Source organism: Streptococcus sp. 4886, assembly GCF_013276485.1.
Lineage (GTDB): Bacteria > Bacillota > Bacilli > Lactobacillales > Streptococcaceae > Streptococcus.
The window spans coordinates 59801-81877 of the sequence record NZ_VMLD01000003.1 but is presented as its reverse complement, the minus strand read 5'-3'; the positions used below and the strand labels follow the sequence as shown (position 1 = coordinate 81877).

Here is a 22077-nt window from a genome sequence, read left to right as displayed (position 1 = left end):
CCATGTAAAATTATAGTCTTTTCACTTTATTTTTTTCTGTAAAATCAGGAAGGTCACTTTTTTCTTTGATGAGATAAAGTGGTCTTTTTTTGGTCTCCAAATAAATTTTACTGATGTACTTGCCGAGAATTCCAATGGTCAAGAGTTGAATGCCTCCAAGAAAGAGAATGACAGCCATCAGAGAGGTCCAACCTGATGTCGGATTGCCCAAAATGAGAGTCCGAACCACAACAAAAAAGGTCATCAGTAGAGAAATAAAACAAGATAGGAGACCAGCTACGAAAGCTATAATCAGGGGAAAATCTGAAAAATTAACAATCCCTTCAATGGAGTAGAAAAAGAGTTGCCTAAAACTCCAACTGGTCTTGCCAGCCTGCCTTTCGACATTTGGATAGTCCAGATAGTGGGTTTTAAAGCCGACCCAGGCAAAGAGTCCCTTAGAAAAACGATTGAACTCAGTCAAACTTAAAATGGCATCGACTACAGACCTTCTCATCATACGAAAATCACGGACACCTGACGGCAGGGCTACTGGGCTGATTTTTTTCATAAGGCGATAAAAGAGATTAGCGCAGAGACTACGTAAAACTGGTTCTCCTTCCCGACTAGTTCTCCTTGTTCCAACACAGTCCAAATCTGCATTTTGGTCTAGTAAGTTTTTCATCTCAAGCAACATACTAGGAGGATCCTGGAGGTCTGCATCCATTACCACCACCAGATCTCCTGTCGCATATTGTAAGCCTGCATAGAGAGCTGCTTCTTTGCCAAAATTTCGTGAGAAAGAAATATAATGCACTGCCGGATTTTGCTCCCGATAGGTCTTTAAGAGTTCCAAGGTCCCATCACTTGATCCATCATCGACAAAGACATACTCGATTTCTGTTTCCAAATCTGGAAGTAAAGCTTCCAGAGCCTGATAAAAAAGAGGAAGTACTTCCTCTTCGTTTAAACAGGGGACAATGATTGATATCACCATCTTAGTCTTCAAATCCATTTGGATGCTTGCTTTGCCAACGCCATGCGTCTTCACACATTTGGGTGATGCCGAGTTCTGCTTCCCAGCCGAGTTCTGCTTTGGCTTTTGCAGGATCTGAATAGCAGGCCGCGATATCTCCTGGGCGACGGTCTACGATGCGGTAAGGAATTGGGCGTCCCACTGCTTTTTCCATATTTTGGATAATTTCAAGAACTGAGTATCCTTTACCTGTTCCAAGGTTATAAACGTTTAGACCTGAGCCTTTTTGGATTTTTTTCAGAGCTGCAACGTGACCTTTAGCCAAATCGACAACGTGGATATAGTCACGAACACCAGTTCCATCTTCCGTATCGTAATCGTCTCCAAACACTTGCACTTGCTCTAATTTCCCAACGGCTACTTGAGTCACATATGGCAAGAGATTGTTTGGAATACCGTTTGGATTTTCTCCCAAATCACCACTCTCATGGGCTCCGATTGGGTTAAAGTAACGAAGCAAGACAACATTCCACTCTGAGTCTGCCTTGTAGATATCTGTCAAAATTTCCTCAAGCATAAGCTTAGTGCGGCCATATGGGTTGGTCACTGAAAGTGGGAAATCTTCCAAGATGGGCACTGTGTGCGGATCCCCGTAAACTGTCGCAGAAGAACTGAAAATGATGTTTTTACAGTTGTTTTCTTCCATGACCTTCAAAAGACTAACAGTCCCAGCTATATTGTTGTCATAGTAGGCAAGAGGGATACGTGTTGATTCGCCAACAGCCTTCAAACCAGCAAAGTGAATGACACCTGTTGGTTCTTCTTGTTTGAAAATGTCTCTAAGGGTATCTGTATCACGGATATCAGCCTCATAAAAAGGAATCTCAACTCCTGTAATTCTCTCAACAACTTCTAAACTTTTTCTGTTACTATTAACAAGGTTATCCACCACAACAACCTGATGACCTGCTTGGATTAACTCAATAACAGTGTGGGTTCCGATAAAACCTGCTCCACCCGTTACTAAAATCTTTTCTTGCATCTTTTTTCCTCGATTCTCGGATTTTTTCTTATTTTACCATTTTTGATAGGGAATGTCATTTGCCATCCTAGAGGGTAGGATAAAATTTCAGTAAAATCTTATTGTTTAACATAGTTTTCAATTGAGTAGTTTGCTGGGTCTAAGGTCATTTCCCTGCTTTGTACCAGTTGTGCTAGGTGGTAACCAATGATAGGACCAGTTGTAAGGCCTGATGAACCTAGTCCACTAGCAGCATAGACACCTGCTAAGCCAGGTACTTGCCCAAAGAAAGGTGAGAAATCACTGGTATAGGCACGGATTCCCACACGCTCAGATCTTGAAGTAGCTTCGGCCAAGATCGGATAGTGAGGCAAGGCGACCTCCTCCATTTGTTGGAGTAAGGTTTCATCTACCGTCAAATCAAATCCCATATCATTTTCATGAGTAGCACCTAGAGACAATTTCCCACCTGCAAAAGGAATCAAATCCCACTCCCCTTCTGGCATAACAACAGGGTATGATTCTATATCTTGGGCAAGCTGATAATCTCGGAGTTGTCCTTTTTGAGGACGGACATCCACAGCATAACCCAAGGGTTCTAACATATCCCCCAACCAAGCTCCCGTCGCCAAAATAACCTGATCAAACACCTCTTCACCAATCTGGTAACCTGATGCTAACGGTGTCAGAGTCACTTTTTCTTTGACCAGCTTAACCTGACTGGCTTCCAGCAAACGAGTCACTAAGAGTTGACCATCTACTCTCGCTCCACCAGAAGCATAGAGCAAGCGGTCAAATCCCTGTAAGCCAGGGAATAATTCATTAGCTGATGCTGGGTCCAGAATGGCTAATTGCCCTATCAAGGGAGATTCTTCTCTGCGCTGGAGGGCTAGTTGATAGAGTTCTTCCAACTTAGTTTCATCCTTTTTCAGGAGAAAGACTCCCGAACGCTGGTAAAAGTCGATCTCTTGTCCTGACTTCTCTAAATCAGCCAATAAATCCACATAAAAATCAGCCCCCAAGCGCGCCATCTTGTACCAAGCTTTATTGCGGCGTTTGGAAAACCAAGGACTGATAATTCCTGCTGCAGCCTTGGTTGCCTGACCCTGTCCATGGTCAAAAACGGTCACCTCTAGGTCACTTTCTTTCGAGAGGTAGTAGGCAGCTGTTGCTCCCACAATTCCTGCTCCGATAATAGCAACTTTTTTCATTGTTTTCACTTTCTAACTAGATATGGTGGAAAGGATTGGTCGATGCTTGACTAGGTACAATATCGATTGTCCAGCCCTTTTCTCCTTTCCATTGATTAAGAAGCTCTGCAATTTTTTCCACAAAAAGCACTTCAATATAGTGACCTGGGTCCAATGCCAACAAGCCATCTGACAACATATCCTGGGCAGTATGGTAGTAGATGTCACCAGTGATATAAACATCTGCCCCTTTTGCTAAAGCATCCTTATAGAAAGACTGCCCACTACCACCACAGATAGCCACTCTTGAAATAGGCTTCTGCAAGTCATTCTCTTGATAATGCACCAATCGAAGACTATCTAGGCCAAAGACTTGCTTGACATGTTGGGCAAAATCCCCAAAGGTCTGAGGCTGAATATTCCCAATACGTCCAATTCCACGTTCAGGGCCAGTTTCCTGTAGATAAGTCGTCTCCTCAATTCTCAGCATCTGACAGAACCAATCATTAAGGCCATTTTCAACGATGTCAATATTGGTATGGCTGACATAAACTGCGATGTCATGCTTGATGAGATCAATGTAAATCTGATTTTGTGGACGGCTAGCTACCAAATCCTTGATGGGACGGAAAATCGGCGCGTGCTTGACAATAATCAAGTCTACACCCTTTTCAATAGCTTCAGACACCGTTTCTTCACGAATATCCAGAGTCACCATGACCCTTTGTATCTCCTTATCCAAAGTGCCAATTTGCAGGCCACGACTGTCTCCCTCCATGGAAAATTCCTGAGGGCAAAAGGCTTCATATGCATTAATTACTTCACTTGCTAGCATGGAGAACCTCCTTGATGGCTTGAATTTTATCTACTAGAACTTGACGTTCCTCCAGATTTTTTTCTGGGATTTGTCCGAGGGCAAACTCTAGCTTAACAGCTTCTTTTTGCCATTTTTGGACAAAGACTGAACTGACCTCTTTGGACAAGAAGGGACCAAAGCGAACATCACTGGCTGATAGCTTCATTTGTCCAGCTTCCACCACCAAAATTTCATAAAACTTGCCAGCTTCTTCTAGAATACTTTCTGCCACAATCTGAAAACCATTGTCTTGCAACCAAATGCGCAAGTCGTCTTCACGATTATTGGGCTGGAGGATCAAACGCTCTACATTAGCTAACTTGTCCAAGCCTTCTTCTAAAATCCTAGCAATCAAACGACCTCCCATGCCAGCAATGGTAATGACAGACACTTGGTCTGCCTCTTCAAAAGCTGCCAGCCCATTGGCTAAACGGACTTGGATTTTCTCCTTTAGGCCGTGAGCCTCAACATTTTTGACCGCAGACTGATAGGGGCCTTCCACCACCTCACCTGCAATGGCGCTTCTGATTTGGCCTCTCTCAACCAACTCGATAGGCAGATAAGCATGGTCACTTCCCACATCTAGCAAAATGGCTCCCTGTGGCACAAAGGAAGCCACTAATTCTAATCTCTTTGAAATCATTTTCTCTCACTTTCCAAAACTCTATTATCTCTTATTATACCACATTTCAGCCAGCACTCCTGCACCTAAAAAGACCGCAATCCATAGATTGCAGCCTTTATTTATTTTCTAGCTTGATAACGACTGGTTAGAATGAAAATCACGGTAAAGACCAACATCATGACACCATAAACAGGTAGCGTTTGTCCTGTCAAGGTTGAAATTTCAAGTAGTTTTTGGATTCTTGGGAAGAGAGCTGTCGCTAGGAAGCCTCCTACTGACCAAACAATCAAGAGGACACGCCAGAGAGTGAATGGCATGCAGGCTCTAAATACGGATAAGAAACCAATTGACCCCAATAGATAATAGAGTAGAGTTGAGATTTCTAACTCAGACCAACCTTGGCTACTTCCAAATATTTTCACAAAAAGAACGCTGAACACGACCATGAGAGCGCTTGGTAGGGCACGAAGCATGGATCTTCTGAGGAAGTTTGGTTCGACAGGTTTGATATTTCTCTCAAAAGTCAGAACGAATGGTGGGAAACCTTCCACGAATTGGTCAATCATGGTAATCTGGATTGGAATAAAAGGGAAAATCAAGATCCATTCAGACCGTCCCAGAAGAGCACTGGCAATACAGATAACTGCGAGCAAGAATGAGTAGATGGTCTTTATCAAGAAAATCGGTGCGATGTGGGCAATGTTATTGACCACACGACGACCTTCAAAGAGAATCTCAGGAACATCATTAAAGTCAGAGTTCAAGAGAACCAGATTGGCAATCTGACGAGTCGCTGGATCTCCCTCAGCCATTACGATGGAACAATCCGCCTCACGAAGAGCCAGGATATCATTGACTCCGTCCCCTGTCATAGCTGTTGTATGCCCTGCTTTTTTCAGAGTTTGGATGATGAGTTTTTTTTGATGAGGGGAAACACGTCCGAAAATAGCTATCTCTTCAGCCATAACAATCAATTCTTCATCAGTGATTTTTGAACAATCTACATAGCTATGGTAGTCCGCAAAACCAGCCTTCTGGGCAATGCTGGACACCGTAACTGGATTGTCACCAGAGATAATTTTCAATCCCACTTCCTGAGAACGGAGATAGTCCAGCGTCTCTGCTGCTCCTTCTCGAATGGGATCCAAAATTTCCAGCAAGGCTAGAGCCTGAATATCAGATGGTTTTTGTGGTTTGTGATGGTCTAATTTCTCCTGACTGAGAGCTAAGACCAATACACGTGAACCTCTCTCCAAGGCCTCTCTGGCTTCTGGGACCTCAGAATCCAGCAACATCTCAGGCGCCCCTAAGAAAGCTGTTCCCAAACCCTCTAACTCCATGGCTCCCCACTTGCGGTCGCTAGAGAAGGGAAGATTCGAAAGCATAGGATAGGCTACTTGGCCTTGGAAACGCTGGCGAATGGCTTGAGCTGTTGGATTTTTATCCTCACTGTGAGCTATGTAGCTGGTCAAAATGCTGGCAATAGTCTCTTTACCATAAGTGTCCGTCAGCGGAAGAACAGCCTCCACCTGCATCTTGCCTTGGGTGATAGTGCCCGTCTTGTCCAGACAGAGCATGTCCACGCGCGCCAAGGTCTCAACAGAGTACATCTCCTGCACCAAGACCTTTTTCAAGCCCAACTTAATCACCGCTGTCAAGAGCGAAGTAATGGTCAAAAGGGCAATTCCCTTAGGCAACATTCCCAGCAGGGCTGTCGACGAATTTACAACGGATGACTTGAGAGGCAGGCCTTTTAAAAGCAAGGCTTCTAGCAAGAGAGCCAGACCAAAGGGAATGATAATCTTTCCAGTAAAACCAGCTAACCTGTCCAGCGATTTCATGATACGGGAGTTAATCGGTTTAACGGTCTTGGCTTCCAGCATGAGCTTGGCAGCATAGTTGTCTGCACCTACATGATGGACACGAGCTAAAACTGCACCACTGGCTAAGAAACTTCCTGACAAAAGCAAGGCATCCACTTCCTTTTGCACCAAATCACTTTCCCCCGTCAACATGGCTTCATTGACTTCTGCAAATCCTTCCAAAACCAAGGCATCACTAGGAATCTGCTCTCCAGCAGACAAACGAATAACATCTCCTAACACCAATTCTTCCGGATTCAGAGTCACTTCTTGGCCATCACGAATGGTTTTGACCTTTTCCTTGGTCATGAGATTGAGCTTGTCCACCATGTGTTTAGCCCGCAGCTCGGTCACAATCCCAGAAAAAGCGTTAAAGCAGATAACAGCAAAAAAGACCAAATTGCTCCAAGCCTGCACAAAGGCAAGGGCCAAAGCAATGGCAAAGTTCAAAGCGTTAAAAAGGGTAAAGACATTTCGTTTGATGATTTGCCAAGTGCTGGTACTGGCCGAAGCAGTAAAATCATTGACCAAGCCCTTAGTCTGTCTTTCCTTGACTTCTCTTTGGGTTAATCCCATAATCTTATTTTTATCCATAAATTCTATCATATCATTTTTTTTAACAGAATTCTAATCTCATCCCAAATATGCACCTAGTCAAGGGAAAAGTTTGCCAGCCCTCCTTTGATAAGGTATAATAATAACAAGAAAATAATCGAAGGAGATCGCATGTTTTATACTTATTTACGTGGATTGGTTGTATTACTCCTATGGTCCATCAATGGCAATGCCCACTATCATAATACTGATAAAATTCCTAATCAAGATGAAAATTATATTTTGGTTGCCCCTCACCGTACCTGGTGGGATCCTGTTTACATGGCCTTTGCGACCAAGCCAAAACAATTTATCTTTATGGCCAAAAAAGAACTCTTTGCCAACCGTATATTTGGTTGGTGGATTCGTATGTGTGGTGCCTTTCCTATCGACCGTGAAAATCCTAGTGCTTCTGCCATCAAATACCCTATCAATGTTCTCAAAAAAAGTGATCGCTCTCTCATCATGTTTCCAAGTGGGAGCCGTCACTCAAACGATGTCAAGGGTGGCGTAGCCTTGATTGCCAAGATGGCCAAGGTCCGTATCATGCCGGTTACCTACACAGGTCCTATGACCTTGAAAGGCTTGGTTAGCCGTGAGCGTGTCGATATGAACTTTGGAAATCCAATCGATATCTCAGATATCAAGAAAATGAATGATGAAGGCATTGAAACAGTCGCCAATCGCATCCAAGCAGAATTTCAACGTCTGGACGAGGAAACGAAACAATGGCACAATGATAAAAAACCAAACCCACTCTGGTGGCTTATCCGCATCCCTGCCCTTATCCTTGCGGTTATCCTCGCTATCCTAACTATCATCTTTAGCTTCATCGCAAGCTTCATCTGGAATCCAGATAAGAAGAGAGAAAAACTTGGTTAAATAAATACAACAATCCCTTGGCAAAAGCCAAGGGATAAATCTTTTATTCAATTTTCCATTTTTGGGCCAACCAGCTGGAAAAAGCTAGGAATCGTTCAACTACTTGTTCATGGTGTCCATAAGGATCAAAGACAAACTGGCCGTTCGGATAGTGTTTCTGAAGACTGGTATGGATTTGCTCAGCATAGACCGGTGCTTGAGCCAAGCGATTGGTATGATGGGCTCCTTCTGTTTGACCGTTCTGTAAATACAGCAAACAGTCCAAATTTTTCACATTTTCTTCCTTGCAGTAAGTCACAAAATCAGGATACCAAAAGGAACCACAGATCGAAAAGACACAGGAAACCTTGTCAAAGCTGAAAAGACTGTAGACTGCCACCAAACCACCTAGTGAATAACCTCCGTAGGCAAGGCGAGTTTCGTCCAGGCGATAAAGAGACTGCAACTTGTCTAAAAGACCTCCAAATAAATGATCATGATAGACCTTGGCCTGACCTCCAAAATCTGGAGCTCCATCTCTCAGAGCAGCTGCCTTCCAAGGAGTGTAGTCATCTAGGCGATTTTTAGAGGTCAAGCCCACTAAAATCACAGTATCGGACAGAGACGATAGGAAATCCAAGTTTCCATCATTCAATAAAATAGCTGGATAGGTTTGATTGGGGTCGTAGTTAGAAGGAAGGCTGACCTTGACTTGGATTCCTTCCCAATCAAACTCATTATTTATTGATAAAGTCATTGATTTTCTCAAGGGAATCAATCACTGCTGGACCATAATCCATCAACTCATCGTAAGAGATAGTCATGATTTTTTGATTCTTAATAGCAGGAACACCTTCCAAAACAGCATTTGCCTTCATCAACTCTACTGCGTTGGCATCCAATTTTTTGTTGCGGTCGCTGGTTACATAGATAATCAATTCAGGATCCATTGACACGAGATTTTCCAAGGTCAAGCCCGATGTTCCCGTTGCAACATTTGTATAACCAAGTTGATTTAACAAACTTTCTTGCAAAGCAGACTTGTAGGCACCGAAGGTTTGATCATTATAAGCAACCATAATCAAAGCCTTTTTCTTTTCACCTTGGCTTGCTGGATTTGCTTTCTTAACAGCGTCAATTTTAGTTTGTAATTGGGCTGCGTATTCATTAGCCTTGTCCTGAACATTAAAAATCATTCCAAGATTTTTGACATCTTCTACGATATTCCCCAAATCTTGCTGAATTGTTGAGAGAGAAGCCTTTTGAGTATAAACTGGGATTTTATTTTCATTCCAAGTGCTAACTGTCCCCAAAGATTTTTCAGAAAACATCATGTTTCGACCCATCACAGCGTCTGGCTCATAAGAAAGGACTGTCTCTTGTGAGACTGTTTTTTTATCCCCAATTTGAGGAATAGTCGCAATCGCGTCCTTGTATTTGTCCGTCACAGCATTGTCAGGGTTGAGCATGCCAGCAATTTTATCTTTCAAGCCTAACTCCAATAAGATTTCAGTGGTTGAAAGATTGTTGGTAATAACTTTTTCAGGTGTCTTGTCAAAGACTTGTTCAACTTCATTTCCCTTAGCATCATAAGTTTTGATCGTTAACGGATAAGTCGTCTCTGTGCTGGCCTTTTGACTTGTTTCTGTGCTAGATTGTGTGGTAGCTGTTTCTGTAGTAGTATTGCCACAAGCTGCCAAAGTTAAGGTAGCTACTGTTACGAGTAAAATGCTTAGTGTTTTTTTCATCTTGTTTTCCTTTTCATTCTTATAAATAGTGAATCATAGCTTGCTGATCCTCGGTCCAAGTAACCTGACTTTGAACTCCATATACAGTTTGCAATGACTCAGGGGTGATGGTCTCCTTTGGAGTCCCTTGGTAAAGGATTTCCCCCTCTTTCATCAGATAGAGATAATCCGAATAGCGACAAGCAAGTTGAATATCATGCAGGACAGCTAGAACATTGACCTTGAGATTCTTCACAATGGCCAGCAAGTCTAGCTGGTACTTGATATCTAGGTGATTAGTTGGTTCGTCCAGGAGCAAGAGAGTCGGTTCTTGTGCCAAGGCCCGTGCTAACAAGACTCGTTGCTTTTCTCCCCCTGAAAGAGACGAATAGAGACGAGTTTTCTTCTCAAGCATATCCACCTTGACGAGGGCATCTTGAACGAGAGCATAATCTCTTTCCCTTTCCTTCTGTAAAAAATAGAGGTGGGGAGTTCTGCCTAGCAAGACGATTTCTTCAACTGTACAATCAAACTGTAGCTGGTTAAACTGGGTGACAACTGCCATTTGCTTGGCTGTTTCTTTGAGTGACCAATGCTCCAGCGGCTTTCCATCTAGGCTTATCAAGCCTTTGTCCGCCTTTTCCTGACGATAGAGGAGTTTAAGTAGACTGGTTTTCCCGCTTCCATTTGGTCCTAATATCGTGTGAAATTGATTCCCTTCAACCTTAAGAGAAACTCCTTTGAGGATTTTTTTCTCTCCCAGTCCAAAGTGGACATCCTGACAAATCAAGTCCATATCAGACCCTCACCTCCCTTCGCCTACCTCCAACAATGTAAATAAAGAAGGGAGCACCTACTAAGGCTGTGAAAATACCAATAGGAAGCTCTGCGTTTGGAATGATGATACGAGAGAGTACGTCTGCCCAGATGACAAAGAGGGCACCTAGCAAGGTTGCAACAGGAAAAAGCCTCCTGTAATTCGTTCCTACTAACCCTCGAGCTAAATGTGGGGTAATCAGACCGACAAATCCAATAATCCCACAGGTTGCCACCAAGACTGCTGTCAGCACAGCCACCATTGTCACATAAAGATACCAATAAAAGCGTAAGGGAATCCCCAAAGTTAAAGCAGCCTCATCTCCCATCATCATCGCATTGAAAACACGATACTGAGTAGAGAAAAATAGAAAGGCCATTCCTACTACTATAGTTGGCAGGACCAAGTCTGCCCAGGAAGTCCCAGCGAGCGAGCCCATGGTCCAAAACTTAATGGTCATCACACTATCCGCATTAGCGCCAACTGAGATAATAAAGTTGGAAAAAGCCAGAAAGAGAGCATTGACCACCGTTCCTGATAAAATCAGGCTAGAAGTTGTCATCCTTCCCTGCATAGAGGCTATGATGAGGACAGCAATTGTTGCCAAAATAGCTCCAAGAAAAGCTCCAAGGCTAATCATCACTTTTAAACCAAGAATGATGCTTAGGGTTGCTCCTAGAGTTGCACCAGCAGAGATGCCTAAGACATAGGGCTCAGCGATGGGATTGTTCACTGTAGACTGCATCACGCTACCACACATAGAAAGACCTGCTCCTACTATCAGACCTAATAATACTCGAGGGAATCTCATGTTCCATACAATGGCAAGAGTAGACTTGGAAACCTCTCCTATCTCAAGAGGAAATCCCAACCTGCTCAACATAATCCGATAGGTATCTCCTAGATTAATCGCAACAGATCCCATAGAAACTGCTAGAAAGAGAGAAATCCCTAAAATACCTAGCAAAATAAGCAAAAGTATCACAAATTGCTGGTCTTGTCGGCTTCCAGAAAATTTGGAAAGCATGCAAACCTCCTTTGATAGAATCTTAAAAATTTAGAAAATTCTCATGAAAAGTATACCATATTTTCAACAATGGAACAAGATGAGAAAAATAAATATAGTTGGTCTTACAGTGCTAATAATCGTAACCGAAGATTATACTTGAGTATATCGAGGTAAAGTGACAACATAAAAAGCCCTCTGAAAATCAGAGAGCCAATTTGAGCTCGGGATAAAATCCTAGTGAAACAAAAAAATCTACACGGTCAGAAAAGTCTCTATCGTGCCATTTTCATACATGATGTATAGTCCAAGTACAATGAATACTAAGGGCACAATGATTCGCTCGTATTTTTCAATTGTCTCGAATATTAACGGAATAGAGGATAACACCCGACTAATCTCGCATAAGATAATTATGCCGATTACAAACACAAGCAAGGCCACGAGGGTCTGTGACCAATCTAACGAAGCAAAATAAGGTATATAGATACCTAAATTATCTCCGCCAGACGCAATTGTCAGCAATGTAACTGTCCAAAACAGTTGATTTGCCTTGCTTTGTTCTAATCTTTCGATAATTTCTTCCTCTTCTTCCTCTTCTTCCTCACCTTCTCCAACAATTGCAAAGCGAATCCCTAAATAGATAGGGATTAAACCAAGCAATCCAACCATCCATTCTTCAGGCACGAAATTAACGACATAAGCAGCAACTAAACTCGCCCCTACAAGTAAGCCTGTGCCTAGATATTGCCCCGCATAAATATGCCATTTTTGTTTATTCTGTGATAGCTGTGCAAATAAAATAAATAAAATAATTAAATAATCGATACTGGTGGAAATATAAACACCAATAGCAGATATGATTGTCTGTCCCATAAAAAACCTCCTGTATTGGTCAGTAATAAATCAGCAGATTTTAGGAGAGCACAGACACATTAATTTAGCTATCGCTAGTGGGTAATTTCGAACATAGGAAAGCATTTTACTCCTCCTCAAAACGTAGTTACAAAGTAATTTCTAACTGGAATTCGGTGACTACTTCCATGTAAATTATAACATACTATACTTTACTTCGTAAAGTGTGGGCTCTCCGAAGGGGCTTGCAGACAGCTACTCGGCTTTTCAAGCCGAGTAGCTACGCACCCTTATGGTGTAATTAGCTGATACCATTTGAGGTTTTTGTAGTCTCCAAAATTGTGACCGATAAAACCTTAATGAAAAAGCCCTCTGAAAATCAGAGAGCTGATTTAAGCCCGGGCTAAAATCCTAGTGAAAAAGATGAAACTCCTTGCACTCATCGAACACTGTGTCCTTTCCCTATTTTCATACGGATTTTTGACGCCCTTAGCATCATAATTCTTGCTGGATAAATCGTTTATAGACTAGGCAACGAGGAGAAGAATGTACGAAACTTTCAGTGAAACAAAAAAAATCTCCCCGAAGGGAGATCATTCTGGTTTATTTTACCTTACAGTGCTAGGAACCGTAACCGAAGATTATACTTGAGTATATCGAGGTAAGGTGACAACGCAATGTAAGTGGAAAATAAAGCAGATTAGCGACGAAGTCCTAGAGAGTTGATCAACTCACGGTAACGGTTAACGTCGTTTTTACGCAAGTATGCAAGCAAGTTACGACGGCGACCGATTTTCTTCATCAATCCACGGTAAGTAGCGTGGTCTTTTTTGTGTTGTTTGATGTGTTCGTTAAGGTGGTTGATTTCCCAAGTAAGGACAGCAACTTGAACCTCTACTGAACCTGTATCACCTTCGTGACGTGCATATTGTGCGATGATTTCATTTTTTTTCTCTTTTGAGATTGCCATGATGTTTCTCCTTTTTATTTGGCTTCATCCGAGTGACAGGTTGGCATGCCTGTAACCAAGAAGAAGTTATTTGTCTTTACGACAATCCCTATTCTACCAATAACTAACTTCTTTGTCAACAGATTTACTTTCTTGTTTTAAATATGCTATAATAATCATAGCAAGAAATCTAAGTTGTCTGTTTTTTAAAACGAGGTGATTATCATGCCTAGATTCTATTCCCATCTCCCCTACTATCTGGTCATATTTTTCTTTTATTGGCCACTTTATCAGTTGTTATCACTAATTATTTCTGACCCCCTTTTGCTCAAGAGTCTCTACGTAAATAATATTCTCTTCTTTACACCTCTGGTAATCTTGATTGTATCGTTACTCTATAGCTACCGTTTCCGTTTCTCTCTTTGGTGGTTACTGGGGAACGGACTGCTCTATTGTTTTACCATCATTACTTTCAGAGAATTTATCCTTCCCTACTTCCTAGCCTATGAAGTCTTTGCCATAGTTGGTATGGCTGTCGGTATTGGTATCAAGCGTATTCTACAAAAAATGAAAAACAAAAAACTTTCACAAAATCCTTGAAAAATCTCACAATCATGCTATAATAATCCATAGAGACAAGTCACTTAATCCCTTTCTACTAGAGAGTGCGTGGTTGCTGGAAACGCATAGGAAGCCTAAACTGATACTACTCTACTGACTTTTATGAAAACATAAAACGGTGGCCACGTTAGAGCCGATCAGAGGTGTTCCTCTCTTTTGAGGAACATAAATGAAGGTGGAACCACGTTGCGACGTCCTTTCGAGGATGTCGCTTTTTGTTTTTCAGAAGGAGGAAGAATGGTGCTTTACATGATTGGTGGATCGCCTTGTAGTGGAAAGTCAACAATTGCCTCACTTCTTGCTAGACAATATCAGCTACGTCATATCAAACTCGATGATTTGGTAGACGAGATGATGAGTCAAGCAAGTGCAGACTCCCAACCAATTTGCCTTCTTAGACAGGATAGAAGTCCGGAACAAATCTGGATGAGAAATCCAGAAGAGATGGCGGATGAAGAATGGCACTTTTATGAGGAGATTTTTCCTTATGTAAAATCTTACTTGATAAAAAATCAAAACAGGCATCTCTTGGTGGAGGGAGCAGGACTGTTGCCTCACTTGGTTAAGGAGCTTGAATGTCCAGCGTCTTCCTATCTATGCTTAACTCCGACAGCTGATTTTCAGAAAAAGCATTATAGACAGAGAGAATGGGTTCCTTATGTCTTGGAGGGAACAACCAACCCTGATAAAGCTTTTGAAAACTGGATGCAACGAGACATTCTTTTTGCCCAAATGGTTCGTAAAGAAGCAATGGAATTAGGATATTCTAGTCTCTTGACAGATGGTAGTCAATCAGAAAATCAGACTATGAAAGAGGTTGCTCGGCTCTTAAAATTGTCCAACAAAAAATAATAAATATTTAAGGAGAACATCATGATTAACATTACTTTCCCAGATGGCGCTGTTCGTGAATTCGAATCTGGCGTTACAACTTTTGAAATTGCCCAATCTATCAGCAATTCCCTAGCTAAAAAGGCCTTGGCTGGTAAATTCAACGGCAAACTAATTGATACAACTCGTGCGATCACTGAAGATGGAAGCATCGAAATTGTGACACCTGATCACGAAGATGCCCTTCCAATCTTGCGTCACTCAGCCGCTCACTTGTTCGCCCAAGCAGCTCGTCGTCTGTTCCCAGACATTCACTTGGGAGTTGGTCCAGCCATCGAAGATGGCTTCTACTACGATACTGACAACACAGCTGGTCAAATCTCTAACGAAGACCTTCCTCGTATTGAAGAAGAAATGCAAAAAATCGTCAAAGAGAACTTCCCATCAATTCGTGAAGAAGTGACTAAAGACGAGGCACGTGAAATCTTCAAGAACGACCCTTACAAGTTGGAATTGATTGAAGAACACTCAGAAGACGAAGGTGGTTTGACTATCTATCGTCAAGGTGAGTATGTAGACCTTTGCCGTGGCCCTCACGTCCCATCAACAGGCCGCATCCAAATCTTCCACCTTCTCCATGTAGCAGGTGCTTACTGGCGTGGAAATAGCGACAACGCTATGATGCAACGTATCTATGGTACAGCTTGGTTTGACAAGAAAGACTTGAAAAACTACCTTCAAATGCGTGAAGAAGCTAAGGAACGTGACCACCGTAAACTTGGTAAAGAGCTTGACCTCTTCATGATTTCTCAAGAGGTTGGTCAAGGGCTTCCATTCTGGTTGCCAAATGGTGCGACTATTCGTCGTGAGTTGGAACGCTATATCGTTGACAAGGAGTTGGCTTCAGGCTACCAACACGTCTATACTCCACCACTTGCTTCTGTTGAACTTTACAAGACTTCTGGTCACTGGGATCATTACCAAGAAGACATGTTCCCAACTATGGACATGGGTGACGGGGAAGAATTTGTCCTTCGTCCAATGAACTGTCCGCACCACATCCAAGTCTTCAAACACCATGTTCACTCTTACCGTGAGTTGCCAATCCGTATCGCTGAAATCGGTATGATGCACCGCTATGAAAAATCTGGTGCCCTCACTGGTCTTCAACGTGTACGTGAAATGTCGCTCAACGACGGTCACCTCTTCGTTACTCCAGAACAAATCCAAGAAGAATTCCAGCGTGCCCTTCAGTTGATTATCGATGTTTATGAAGATTTCAACTTGACTGAATACCGCTTCCGCCTCTCTCTACGCGACCCTCAAGATACTCACAAGTACTTTGACAACGATGAGATGTGGGAAAATGCCCAAACCATGCTTCGTGCAGCCCTTGATGAAATGGGCGTGGACTACTTTGAAGCCGAAGGTGAAGCAGCCTTCTACGGACCAAAATTGGATATTCAAGTTAAGACCGCTCTTGGAAAAGAAGAAACTCTTTCTACTATCCAACTTGACTTCTTGCTTCCAGAACGCTTCGACCTTAAATATATCGGAGCTGATGGTGAAGAGCACCGTCCAGTTATGATCCACCGTGGAGTTATCTCAACTATGGAACGCTTCACAGCTATCTTGATTGAGAACTACAAGGGTGCCTTCCCAACATGGCTAGCACCTCACCAAGTAACTCTCATCCCAGTATCTAACGAAAAACACGTGGACTACGCATGGGAAGTAGCTAAAAAACTCCGTGACCGTGGTGTCCGTGCAGATGTAGATGAGCGCAATGAAAAAATGCAGTTCAAGATCCGTGCTTCACAAACAAGCAAGATTCCTTACCAATTAATCGTTGGGGACAAGGAAATGGAAGACGGAACTGTTAACGTTCGCCGCTATGGCCAAAAAGAAACACAAACTGTCTCAGTTGATGACTTTGTTCAAGCTATCCTAGCTGATATCGCCAACAAATCACGCGTTGAGAAATAAGAACCAAGTAAAAAGTCTTTAAAATCAAAAAAACGCATAATATCAGGTGTTGAATGACCTTGTTACTATGCGTTTTATTCTTTATAATTTAGCTATTTCAAAATTACAAGTTCTCCATTCTTAATTTCCCAAACTTGGTCAAACTTACTTAATAATTCGTTTTGGCGATGTAAAGTAACAATGACGGCGCTTGGTAGTTCCAGAACTCTTTCCAATTCCATTTTAAACTGATTAGTATCCAAGGCAGAGAAAGGTTCGTCTAGGATAAGCAATGGATTTTTACGATTTTTCTCACGATTTAAATACATTCGTTGTTGCTGACCACCTGACAGGGATTGTGGTGGAATTTTTTCAAAATCTTCTTCTCTGAATTTTTCATTGAAACTATTGAATAGCGTTACATTATTTTCATAACTCGAAATAAATGTATGTTCTTGTTGCAGAATCATACCGAATCTTCCCCAAAGATGGTCCAAAACAAGCCCATCTAGCACAATTTGTCCTTCAAAATCTTCATCTGTTCCATTTAAAATGTTGAGAAGACTACTTTTTCCAGACCCATTCTTACCAATAAGCGCAATTTTATCCCCTTTTTGAATCGTAGCGGAAGTAATTATCAATTTTGATTCTCCCAGTTGTTTGGAAATGTTTTTCAAAGTAATCGTATCAAAAGAATGTTGAGGTGCTTGAACTGAAACGGGTCTCCCAACAATGTTTTGAAAACTCTTGATTACAGGCTTTACGGACTCTAACATTTGTAAATCATAAAGGATTTCCTGTATTGGTTCAGAAAAAGCATTAATATATCCGAAACTCGCCACCACCTCAGGAATACCGAGTTGCTGGTGAGATAGAGAGTAGGCTAAATAAATAAACAGAACAAGACTAATGAATTCAAAAGAAACACCTGTCAATAAGATGCCTGTAATTTTTGTCAAACCATACTTAAAATACTTATCCTGCAAATTCTTTAGAGAACTCTTTTGTTGATTCAAAAAATGCGACATAGTTAGTTTATTTACCAAATGATGTCCCATGAGCAAATCCTCCAAAGTTCGATAGTAATCTCCTTGTTTTTTCAAGTAAACCTGTCTACGATTAGCGGTCAACTTCCCAACGATTTTAGGAATTTGAATACTAATTCCAGTAGAAAAGATTAAAATCAGTGATACAATAGGATTAATTGTTCTGCTAATAATGAAAGCGTAAATGATGATACGTAAAATTTGTTTGATAAAACTCATCAATGGAGGAAGGTAATCCTTTTCCAACGAATCTAGGTCATTAGATTGATAGGAAATATACTCTGCTACTGTTTTCTGCTTGAAATCGTGGTGACTGAGTCCCAGAAGTGAACGAAACCACTCATTTTTCAAAGTAGTCGAAAAGATAATCCCCTGCTTCCAATCAAGTATCATTTGGATATAGTTACAACTCAAATAGCCTGCCACTGACATAGAGTAACCATATAGAGCTACTTGATAATCCCCTTTGATTAATGCCTGCGTGAAATACGGTAACAAAGCTGTGCAGATATTCGATACTACACCAAAAAGAAAATTAAAGAAGAGATACCATCTAATAGTTTTAAGATATGGTAGCATATACGATACTCCTTTCTAATGCGTTTTTTTACATATCGCAGAACAATCTCTACTATTCCCTATTTCAGATAGTGCGATACTCGGACATTGAGTGCAATAATTGTAAATCACACAAGTACTGCCGTTTTTACTATCATTCAAAATATAATTTGCTATTTTGTAAAATATAGGTCTATCCCATGTTTCTTTGATAGATGTAAAATGAATATTTCCAATACTTCTATTGAAAGTAAGCTTTTTCAGTTTTTCTAACGATTTAGGCTATTTCGTGACACACCCACAATCCGTGAAAATTCTGGTTATATCAGATTATGTGATTTTCGTAAGAATTTTATATTGTCTCCAATCATGGCAGTCTCCTTTTACTTGATAAAACTATTGTAACATTTAGAAATTAAAAACTGGTTCAAAATCAATAGAATGTGTGTATTCGATACATTCAATAAATTCTTGGAAACAGTTCCACACCAGTTACACAAATCTATATACACCTATCTCATTCAAAATAAAAAGAAAGCTGCAGTTCTTTTAATCCTGTATCAACGATTCATTCTGAAATCGAATAGGAGACATTTCCCAAGTCTACAATTCACTTCATCTCAAATTAATTTTTGTAATTCACCTTTAGTTTATAGATTTTATACTCAACAAAAGTATAAAGCATACAAAACTTCACTTTGAACCAGTATTTATACTATATTCCGTATTAAAAATTCTATTATTGGTTTTGTAAAAAACAGTCTTCAAATATCCTGAAATATAGCAAAAAGAGATTGGGTAAAAACTCATTGTCTCTTCTCACTCAATTATCAGATTCATATCGGAAAACTTAATTCTTACTATCGTTCCTTTTCCAACCTCAGACTCGATACAAATCTGGTGCCCCAGTTCTTCAGAAATCTTCTTAGATAGATAGAGGCCAAGTCCAGATGACTGCTGAGTTAGGCGTCCATTATATCCTGAGAAACCGCGTTCAAAGACTCGGAGGACATCACTATTTTTTATCCCGATTCCTGTATCCTTGATACAGAGTTCCTGGCCTTCCATATAAATCTCCAGACCACCTTCCTTGGTGTACTTGAGGCTGTTTGAGATGATTTGCTCAATAACCACTAGTAGCCACTTTTTATCCGTCACAATTTCTTTATCAAGGTCATATAGGTTGACATTTAGGCCTTTTTGAATAAAGAAAAGAGCATATTTACGAATTATTTCCTTGACCAAATCCTCGATTTGCACCTGCTTTAAGACCAAATCATCATGGAAACTTTCTAAACGCAGGTACTGTAAAACTAGATTGGTATAGGAATCAATCTTGAAAATTTCCTGTTCTAATTGCTGCTTCAGTTGGCGGTCGGCTACTTCTGCAACTAAGAGTTGACTGGCTGCAATGGGGGTCTTTATCTGATGGACCCACAAGGTATAGTAATCCAACAAATCCGTCAGTTTTCTTTCTGCGTCAGACCTCTGCTGATAGAGTTCCATCTCACACGCTTCTAATTTTTCTGCTAAAGCTATTTCCAATGGAGATTTGGCTTCCCTCTCACCATAGAGAAGTTCCTGACGATAGACCTGCATTTCAACCAATATGTCCCAAGTAAAAAATAAGATGGTTACAAAACAACACAAGAGGAAAAAGTAGAGAAAGTAAATTCCCAAACTGGCAAATAAAAACTGAAAGAGCAAAACTAGAAATGCTAAAGCAAGCAGATAGACAAACAGACGACTACGGGAGCGCAGATAGGCTAGAAAAAATTGTTTCCAATCAAGCATGCTTCAGACCGTACCCTATCCCTTTCTTAGTTTCGATAAATCCTACCAAGCCCTGCTCTTCCAACTTTTTACGCAAACGAGCCACATTGACAGAGAGGGTATTATCATCAATGAAAAAGTCACTGTTCCAAAGTTCCCGCATCAGGTCATCACGCGCTACGATATTGCCCGCATGCTCAAACAGAACTCGTAAAATCTGGAATTCATTCTTAGTCAAATTCAAGACTTGCCCTTGATAATGTAAATCCATGGATTTGGTATTGAGAATCACACCGGCGTATTCCAGTAAACTCTCGTCACGCCCAAACTCATAGGAACGACGCAACAAGCCCTGAACCTTGGCTAAAAGAACCTGCTGGTCAAAAGGCTTGGTCACAAAGTCATCCGCCCCCATATTGATTGCCATGACAATATCCATAGCCTGATCTCTCGAAGACAGAAACATGATGGGTACCTTGGAAATCTTGCGAATCTCCTGACACCAGTGATAGCCATTAAACAAGGGCAAGCCAATATCCATGAGGACCAGATGAGGTTCCGACTGAACAAAAAGACTCAAAACTTCCATAAAATCTTCTACCAGCACCACTTCAAATCCCCATTCAGAGAGCATTTTTCCGACTTGTTGACGAATGACCTGATCATCTTCTACTAGTAAAATCTTGTGCATGCGCTCCTCCTTTTCTATTATTATAACAGATTTTTCCATGCTGGAAGGTCTGAAACTGAATTTGAAAGAGCTTGTTTTTAGCCAACAAAATGAGGCAACCCTACTAGCTAATTTGAGGGAAATTTGATAAGATAAACAAAAAGAAAGGAGCTCTTATGGCCAATATTTTTGACTATCTTAAAGATGTCGCACACGATTCCTTTTACGACTTACCTTTGAATGAATTAGACATTTTAGCCCTAACAGAAATCACCTACCTCTCCTTTGATAATCTGGTCTCCACAACTCCTCTGCGACTTTTAGACCTGGCAACTCAGGTTCCAAGGGAGCCTAACATGTTGACCAGCAAAAATCGCCTCCAGCTATTAGATGAACTAGCTCAACACAAACGCTTTAAAAATTGCAAACTCTCCCATTTTATCAACGACATCGACCCTGAGCTTCAAAAACAATTTGCGGCTATGACCTACCGCCTCACTCTCGATACCTATCTGATTGTCTTTCGTGGGACAGATGACAGTATCATTGGCTGGAAGGAAGATTTCCACCTGACCTATATGAAGGAAATTCCTGCTCAAAAGCACGCCCTTCGCTATTTAAAGAACTTTTTTGCCTACCATCCTAAGCAAAAGGTCATTCTGGCTGGGCATTCCAAGGGAGGAAATCTAGCTATCTATGCTGCTAGCCAAATTGAGCAAAGTTTACAAAATCAAATCACAACAGTTTATACCTTTGATGCGCCTGGTCTCCACAAAGAACTGACACAAGCTGCAGGCTATCAAGGGATAATGGATAGAACCAAGGTCTTCATCCCACAAGGATCTATTATCGGTATGATGATGGAAATCCCTAACCACCAAATCATCGTGTACAGTACTGCCTTGGGTGGTATCGCCCAGCACGATACCTTTAGTTGGCAGATTGAGGACAAGCGCTTCGTCCAACTGGATAAGACCAACAGTGATAGCCAACAAGTCGACACAACCTTCAAGGAGTGGGTGGCCACAGTCCCTGACGAGGAACTTCAACTTTACTTCGACCTTTTCTTTGGCACCATTCTTGATTCTGGTATTACTTCTATCAATGACTTGGCTTCCTTCAAGGCGCTTGAACACATTCATCATCTCTTTGTCCAAGCGCAATCCCTCACTCCAGAAGAAAGAGAAACCTTGGGACGCCTTACCCAGTTATTGATTGATACCCGTTACCAAGCCTGGAAAAATAGATAAAAAAACTTATGAAAAGGTAAAAAACTTTTCATAAGCTTTTCTTGT

At 41.3% G+C, this 22077-nt stretch carries 20 protein-coding genes and 1 pseudogene; 6 read left to right on the top strand and 15 right to left on the bottom strand.

Going from position 1 to position 22077, the window contains the following annotated elements; all coding sequences use genetic code 11:
- Positions 1-10: 10 nt before the first annotated feature.
- The 6 genes from HT679_RS01445 to HT679_RS01420 all read right to left on the bottom strand — a co-directional run bounded on the left by HT679_RS01445 (position 11) and on the right by HT679_RS01420 (position 7103).
- On the bottom strand, positions 11-976 hold the full coding sequence (locus HT679_RS01445) for a glycosyltransferase family 2 protein (protein ID WP_173212482.1): 966 nt from the start codon (positions 974-976) through the stop codon (positions 11-13).
- A 1-nt stretch (position 977) separates the two neighbouring features.
- Positions 978-1997 (bottom strand): UDP-glucose 4-epimerase GalE, encoded by a 1020-nt coding sequence (gene galE / locus HT679_RS01440; RefSeq protein ID WP_001156540.1) that lies wholly within the window; start codon positions 1995-1997, stop codon positions 978-980.
- 98 nt (positions 1998-2095) lie between these two features.
- A complete protein-coding gene (locus tag HT679_RS01435; RefSeq protein ID WP_173212480.1) occupies positions 2096-3187 on the bottom strand; it encodes an FAD-dependent oxidoreductase in 1092 nt (363 codons plus the stop codon).
- 16 nt (positions 3188-3203) lie between these two features.
- A complete protein-coding gene (locus HT679_RS01430) occupies positions 3204-4001 on the bottom strand; it encodes a Nif3-like dinuclear metal center hexameric protein (protein WP_173212478.1) in 798 nt (265 codons plus the stop codon).
- Positions 3988-4665 carry a tRNA (adenine(22)-N(1))-methyltransferase TrmK gene (locus HT679_RS01425; RefSeq protein ID WP_173212476.1) on the bottom strand — a complete coding sequence of 226 codons (678 nt, stop codon included), beginning with the start codon at positions 4663-4665 and terminating at the stop codon, positions 3988-3990. The genes HT679_RS01430 and HT679_RS01425 overlap by 14 nt, the downstream gene beginning before the upstream one ends.
- 101 nt (positions 4666-4766) lie before the next feature.
- Positions 4767-7103: a cation-translocating P-type ATPase gene (locus HT679_RS01420; protein ID WP_173212474.1), complete on the bottom strand. Its 2337-nt coding sequence runs from the start codon at positions 7101-7103 to the stop codon at positions 4767-4769.
- Between the two features lie 132 nt (positions 7104-7235).
- Here HT679_RS01420 and HT679_RS01415 point away from each other — a divergent pair, with 132 nt between their 5' ends.
- Positions 7236-7985, top strand: coding sequence for a 1-acyl-sn-glycerol-3-phosphate acyltransferase (locus HT679_RS01415; protein WP_173212472.1), 750 nt, complete (start codon positions 7236-7238; stop codon positions 7983-7985).
- Positions 7986-8028: 43 nt separating this feature from the next.
- Here HT679_RS01415 and HT679_RS01410 read toward each other — a convergent pair whose 3' ends face one another.
- From HT679_RS01410 to rpsO, 6 genes are all read right to left on the bottom strand, one after another.
- Positions 8029-8721: an alpha/beta hydrolase-fold protein gene (locus HT679_RS01410; RefSeq protein ID WP_173212470.1), complete on the bottom strand. Its 693-nt coding sequence runs from the start codon at positions 8719-8721 to the stop codon at positions 8029-8031.
- The gene (locus HT679_RS01405) at positions 8702-9712 is read right to left on the bottom strand and encodes an ABC transporter substrate-binding protein (protein ID WP_173212468.1); all 1011 of its coding nucleotides are present in this window, start codon (positions 9710-9712) and stop codon (positions 8702-8704) included. The genes HT679_RS01410 and HT679_RS01405 overlap by 20 nt, the downstream gene beginning before the upstream one ends.
- Before the next feature lie 19 nt (positions 9713-9731).
- Positions 9732-10487 (bottom strand): ABC transporter ATP-binding protein, encoded by a 756-nt coding sequence (locus HT679_RS01400; RefSeq protein WP_173212466.1) that lies wholly within the window; start codon positions 10485-10487, stop codon positions 9732-9734.
- A 1-nt stretch (position 10488) separates the two neighbouring features.
- Positions 10489-11535 (bottom strand): iron ABC transporter permease, encoded by a 1047-nt coding sequence (locus tag HT679_RS01395; RefSeq protein ID WP_173212464.1) that lies wholly within the window; start codon positions 11533-11535, stop codon positions 10489-10491.
- A 234-nt stretch (positions 11536-11769) separates the two neighbouring features.
- On the bottom strand, positions 11770-12390 hold the full coding sequence (locus HT679_RS01390; RefSeq protein ID WP_173212462.1) for a CadD family cadmium resistance transporter: 621 nt from the start codon (positions 12388-12390) through the stop codon (positions 11770-11772).
- 679 nt (positions 12391-13069) lie between these two features.
- Positions 13070-13339, bottom strand: coding sequence for a 30S ribosomal protein S15 (rpsO, locus tag HT679_RS01385; RefSeq protein WP_001018251.1), 270 nt, complete (start codon positions 13337-13339; stop codon positions 13070-13072).
- 204 nt (positions 13340-13543) lie between these two features.
- Between rpsO and HT679_RS01380 the strand changes: the two genes are divergently transcribed.
- The 4 genes and pseudogenes from HT679_RS01380 to thrS all read left to right on the top strand — a co-directional run bounded on the left by HT679_RS01380 (position 13544) and on the right by thrS (position 16756).
- Positions 13544-13918 carry a hypothetical protein gene (locus tag HT679_RS01380; protein ID WP_173212460.1) on the top strand — a complete coding sequence of 125 codons (375 nt, stop codon included), beginning with the start codon at positions 13544-13546 and terminating at the stop codon, positions 13916-13918.
- A 73-nt stretch (positions 13919-13991) separates the two neighbouring features.
- Positions 13992-14192: pseudogene (locus HT679_RS11635) on the top strand (hypothetical protein).
- The gene (locus HT679_RS01375; protein ID WP_240149562.1) at positions 14177-14791 is read left to right on the top strand and encodes an AAA family ATPase; all 615 of its coding nucleotides are present in this window, start codon (positions 14177-14179) and stop codon (positions 14789-14791) included. The pseudogene HT679_RS11635 and the gene HT679_RS01375 overlap by 16 nt, the downstream one beginning before the upstream one ends.
- Positions 14792-14812: 21 nt before the next feature.
- Positions 14813-16756 (top strand): threonine--tRNA ligase, encoded by a 1944-nt coding sequence (gene thrS, locus HT679_RS01370; RefSeq protein WP_000608345.1) that lies wholly within the window; start codon positions 14813-14815, stop codon positions 16754-16756.
- 92 nt (positions 16757-16848) lie between these two features.
- On the opposite strand, the gene HT679_RS01365 is transcribed toward thrS, so the two are convergent.
- From HT679_RS01365 to HT679_RS01355, 3 genes are all read right to left on the bottom strand, one after another.
- Positions 16849-18360, bottom strand: coding sequence for an ABC transporter ATP-binding protein (locus tag HT679_RS01365; protein ID WP_004242726.1), 1512 nt, complete (start codon positions 18358-18360; stop codon positions 16849-16851).
- A gap of 798 nt (positions 18361-19158) precedes the next feature.
- A complete protein-coding gene (locus tag HT679_RS01360) occupies positions 19159-20133 on the bottom strand; it encodes a sensor histidine kinase (RefSeq protein WP_173212457.1) in 975 nt (324 codons plus the stop codon).
- Entirely contained in the window at positions 20126-20803 is a 678-nt protein-coding gene (locus HT679_RS01355) for a response regulator transcription factor (protein ID WP_000548991.1), read from the bottom strand. Before HT679_RS01355 ends, HT679_RS01360 begins: the two co-directional genes overlap by 8 nt.
- Positions 20804-20958: 155 nt before the next feature.
- Here HT679_RS01355 and HT679_RS01350 point away from each other — a divergent pair, with 155 nt between their 5' ends.
- Positions 20959-22032 carry a DUF2974 domain-containing protein gene (locus tag HT679_RS01350; RefSeq protein ID WP_173212455.1) on the top strand — a complete coding sequence of 358 codons (1074 nt, stop codon included), beginning with the start codon at positions 20959-20961 and terminating at the stop codon, positions 22030-22032.
- Positions 22033-22077 lie beyond the last annotated feature (45 nt).

Coding starts and splice junctions, on each gene's coding strand:
- rpsO (WP_001018251.1), bottom strand. CDS start 13,339: ATGGCAATCTCAAAAGAGAAAAAAAATGAAATCATCGCACAATATGCA.
- HT679_RS01390 (WP_173212462.1), bottom strand. CDS start 12,390: ATGGGACAGACAATCATATCTGCTATTGGTGTTTATATTTCCACCAGT.
- HT679_RS01395 (WP_173212464.1), bottom strand. CDS start 11,535: ATGCTTTCCAAATTTTCTGGAAGCCGACAAGACCAGCAATTTGTGATA.
- thrS (WP_000608345.1), top strand. CDS start 14,813: ATGATTAACATTACTTTCCCAGATGGCGCTGTTCGTGAATTCGAATCT.
- HT679_RS01365 (WP_004242726.1), bottom strand. CDS start 18,360: ATGCTACCATATCTTAAAACTATTAGATGGTATCTCTTCTTTAATTTT.
- galE (WP_001156540.1), bottom strand. CDS start 1,997: ATGCAAGAAAAGATTTTAGTAACGGGTGGAGCAGGTTTTATCGGAACC.
- HT679_RS01350 (WP_173212455.1), top strand. CDS start 20,959: ATGGCCAATATTTTTGACTATCTTAAAGATGTCGCACACGATTCCTTT.
- HT679_RS01430 (WP_173212478.1), bottom strand. CDS start 4,001: ATGCTAGCAAGTGAAGTAATTAATGCATATGAAGCCTTTTGCCCTCAG.
- HT679_RS01355 (WP_000548991.1), bottom strand. CDS start 20,803: ATGCACAAGATTTTACTAGTAGAAGATGATCAGGTCATTCGTCAACAA.
- HT679_RS01425 (WP_173212476.1), bottom strand. CDS start 4,665: ATGATTTCAAAGAGATTAGAATTAGTGGCTTCCTTTGTGCCACAGGGA.
- HT679_RS01380 (WP_173212460.1), top strand. CDS start 13,544: ATGCCTAGATTCTATTCCCATCTCCCCTACTATCTGGTCATATTTTTC.
- HT679_RS01415 (WP_173212472.1), top strand. CDS start 7,236: ATGTTTTATACTTATTTACGTGGATTGGTTGTATTACTCCTATGGTCC.
- HT679_RS01400 (WP_173212466.1), bottom strand. CDS start 10,487: ATGGACTTGATTTGTCAGGATGTCCACTTTGGACTGGGAGAGAAAAAA.
- HT679_RS01420 (WP_173212474.1), bottom strand. CDS start 7,103: ATGGATAAAAATAAGATTATGGGATTAACCCAAAGAGAAGTCAAGGAA.
- HT679_RS01360 (WP_173212457.1), bottom strand. CDS start 20,133: ATGCTTGATTGGAAACAATTTTTTCTAGCCTATCTGCGCTCCCGTAGT.
- HT679_RS01375 (WP_240149562.1), top strand. CDS start 14,177: ATGGTGCTTTACATGATTGGTGGATCGCCTTGTAGTGGAAAGTCAACA.
- HT679_RS01410 (WP_173212470.1), bottom strand. CDS start 8,721: ATGACTTTATCAATAAATAATGAGTTTGATTGGGAAGGAATCCAAGTC.
- HT679_RS01405 (WP_173212468.1), bottom strand. CDS start 9,712: ATGAAAAAAACACTAAGCATTTTACTCGTAACAGTAGCTACCTTAACT.
- HT679_RS01445 (WP_173212482.1), bottom strand. CDS start 976: ATGGTGATATCAATCATTGTCCCCTGTTTAAACGAAGAGGAAGTACTT.
- HT679_RS01435 (WP_173212480.1), bottom strand. CDS start 3,187: ATGAAAAAAGTTGCTATTATCGGAGCAGGAATTGTGGGAGCAACAGCT.